3 protein-coding genes are annotated in these 3,222 nt (G+C 70.3%); 1 reads left to right on the top strand and 2 read right to left on the bottom strand.

The genetic code is table 11. The features are described 5' to 3' along the window. Positions 1-192: 192 nt before the first annotated feature. Positions 193-501: a hypothetical protein gene (locus ACNAVT_RS31640; RefSeq protein ID WP_416301642.1), complete on the bottom strand. Its 309-nt coding sequence runs from the start codon at positions 499-501 to the stop codon at positions 193-195. A gap of 109 nt (positions 502-610) precedes the next feature. On the opposite strand from ACNAVT_RS31640, the gene gdhA reads away from it, so the two are divergent. Then, positions 611-1,948: an NADP-specific glutamate dehydrogenase gene (gene gdhA / locus ACNAVT_RS31635; protein WP_416301644.1), complete on the top strand. Its 1,338-nt coding sequence runs from the start codon at positions 611-613 to the stop codon at positions 1,946-1,948. A gap of 23 nt (positions 1,949-1,971) precedes the next feature. On the opposite strand, the gene ACNAVT_RS31630 is transcribed toward gdhA, so the two are convergent. Then, entirely contained in the window at positions 1,972-3,129 is a 1,158-nt protein-coding gene (locus tag ACNAVT_RS31630; protein WP_416301640.1) for a CapA family protein, read from the bottom strand. Between the last annotated feature and the right edge of the window lie 93 nt (positions 3,130-3,222).

Genomic DNA, 3,222 nt, shown 5'->3' with positions numbered 1-3,222 from the left:
GCGCTCACGCGACGTACCCCAGCCGTGGCCCACACACTCGGAGCGTCCGGACGGGGGCCGACCACGACGCGGGTGTGGCCCGCCGTGACCGGCGCAGGATCAAGCCTGACCGCCCGGAGCCGGACACGGCGGCCACACCCAACCGCAACCAACGACGGCCGCCAGCCACACCCCGACAGCGACCACCGGCACCTAGGCCAGGCGGGACTGCACCTTGGCGGCGCACCCCGACACCACCGAGCGGGCGTCCAGTCCCAGGCTCTCGATCGCGACGAGCGCGGTGAACACCACGTCCGCCAGCTCCGCCGCGACGTCCTCGCGGGTGTGGGTGACCCCCTTGCGCGGGTTCTGCCCGAGCACCCCGATCCAGGCGGCGGCCGCCTCCCCCGCCTCCTCGGTCAGCTTGAGGATGCGGCAGGTCAGCTCGGTGTCCCCGGTGCCGTTGGCGGCGTCCAGCCAGCCGCGGGATGCCCGTACGGCGTCCCAGACCAATTCGTCCATCCGATCAGTGAACCGGACGATGGTGACTATCGTATCGGGAGCGGTCGGCGGGGGCCGATCCGGTGGGGGCAACGGGGGCTGCCCCGGGACCGGAAGGGACGTGTCGATGATGCCGGAGACCCTGGAGTCGGTGTTCGCAGACGTGGTCAAGCGCAACCCGGGTGAGCCCGAGTTCCACCAGGCGGTGCGGGAGGTGCTGGAGAGCGTCGGGCCGGCTCTGGCCCGCCACCCCGAGTACGCGCACGCGCAGATCATCGAACGGATCTGCGAGCCGGAGCGGCAGATCATCTTCCGGGTGCCGTGGGAGGACGACCACGGCCGGATCCAGGTCAACCGCGGTTTCCGGGTGGAGTTCAACAGCGCGCTGGGCCCGTTCAAGGGCGGGCTGCGCTTCCACCCGTCCGTGTACCTGGGCATCGTGAAGTTTCTCGGCTTCGAGCAGATCTTCAAGAACGCGCTGACCGGCCTGGCGATCGGCGGGGGCAAGGGCGGAGCGGACTTCGACCCGAAGGGCCGCTCGGACCGGGAGGTGATGCGCTTCTGCCAGAGCTTCATGACCGAACTGTCCCGGCACATCGGCGCGCAGACCGACGTGCCGGCCGGGGACATCGGGGTCGGTGTCCGGGAGATCGGCTACCTGTTCGGCCAGTACAAGCGGATCACCAACCGGTACGAGTCGGGGGTGCTCACCGGCAAGGGCCTGACGTACGGGGGCGCGCAGGTGCGCCGCGAGGCCACCGGCTACGGCGCGGTCTTCTTCGCCGAGGAGATGCTGAAGCAAACCGGGGACAGCCTCGAGGGCAAGCGGGTGGTGGTCTCCGGCTCGGGCAACGTGGCGATCTACGCCATCGAGAAGGTGCACCAGCTCGGCGGCACGGTGGTGGCCTGCTCCGACTCGAACGGGTACGTGCTGGACAAGGAGGGCATCGACCTGGAGCTGCTGCGCGACCTGAAGGAGAAGCGCCGGGCCCGGCTCGACAGCTACGTACACCACGTGCCGCACGCGGTGGCGGTCTCCGGTCGTACGGTCTGGGAGGTGCCCTGCGACCTGGCGCTGCCCTGCGCGACGCAGAACGAGATCGGCGGCGCGGAGGCCGCGGCGCTCGTGGCCGGCGGCTGTGTCGCGGTGGTGGAAGGGGCGAACATGCCCACCACCCCGGAGGCGGTGCGCATCCTGGCCCGGGCCGGGGTCAGGTTCGCCCCGGGCAAGGCGGCGAACGCCGGCGGCGTGGCGGTGAGCGCATTGGAGATGCAGCAGAACGCCAGCCGGGACTCGTGGACGTTCGTCCACTCGGAGCAGCGGCTGCGGGAGACGATGCGGGACATCCACGCCCGCTGCTGGGCCACCGCCGAGGAGTACGGCCTACCCGGCGACTACGTGGCCGGCGCGAACATCAACGGCTTCCGGAGGGTGGCGGAAGCGATGCTCGCGCACGGCCTGGTCTGACCAGCCACCCACCCGGCGGGCCGTCAGGACTGGGGTTGCAGTCCGGCCTCGAAGGCGCCGCGCATGCCCACGTACCCGTTGATCCGCCTTTCGATCTCGGCGTAGTGCGCCCGCTGCGTGGCGGGCAGCGCCGAATCCTTGCCGGCGCTGATCAGGTCGACCACGCGAGCCGCCGGGTGGTACTCCATCCAGGTCGGCAGCACGCTCACGTTGGTGACCTCCCAACCGCCGGAAGCGGTACGGGTGAAGGTGAACTCGGGGACCACAGCGTCCTGCGTGTTCTCCGGGGAACCGTCGTCGAACCGGGCGGTGAGGTTGCCCATCCCGTAGGCGACCCACTTTCGGCCGATCTTCTCGAACGGCTGCACGACGTGGACGTGGTGCCCGATGATCAGGTCGATGTCGGGCGAGGCGAGCAACTGTGGGGCCAGATCCAGCTGGTCGTCGTTCGGCGCGTTCTGGTACTCGTTTCCCCAGTGCATGGAGAGGATGACGATCTCGGCGCCCGCCGCTCGCGCCCGGTGCGCCGCCGCGAGGATGGCGTCCTGGTCGATGAGGTTCGCCGCCCACGGCTTGCCCTCCGGCAGCGGGATGTCGTTGAAGCTCAGTGCGTACGACAGCTGCGCGACCTTCACGCCCGCCACGTCGAGGATGGTCGGCCGGGCCGCCTCCTCCGCGCTGCGGGCCGTGCCCGCGTGACGCAGCCCGACCCGATCGAGGTTGTCCAACGTCCGGGTGACGCCCTCCATGCCCGTGTCCAGCGAGTGGTTGGATGCCGTGGAGCAGGTGTCGAAACCGGCCCATGCGGCGGCGTCGGCCAACTCCGGGGGCACGCTGAAGGCGGGCCATCCGGTGAACGGGCCCTGCGGTTCCGCCAGGGGTGTCTCCATGTGACAGATGGCGAGGTCCGCGGCGCTCACCCGGGGACGGATCGCGGCGAGTACCCGGGTGAAGTCATGGCCGGCACGGCCCGCTGCCCGCGCATCGGCGGCGGCCTGCTCGGTGAGCGGCGGGTGCACCAGCAGATCTCCGGCGGCCACCACGGTGAGCTTGTTCTTCGGTGCCGGAGTCGAGGGCGTGACGCGCGGGGCGGCGGAGGACCTGTGAGTTACTCGCGCCGGTTCGGTACAGGCCCCCGCCAGCAGCACCAAGATCATCGCAACGCCCAGCTTCACCCTCATGTCAGGAATCTCAATCAGCGCCCGCGCCTGCGGACGGCGAATACCGAAAGAACCCCTCCAAAGGGAGGGGTTCTTTCGGATCCGGTTCGTGGG

This window comes from Micromonospora sp. SL4-19, from assembly GCF_047921475.1.
Classification (GTDB): Bacteria; Actinomycetota; Actinomycetes; order Mycobacteriales; family Micromonosporaceae; genus Micromonospora.
Note: the sequence above shows the minus strand (reverse complement) of the source record. Positions and strands in the feature narration are given on the sequence as shown.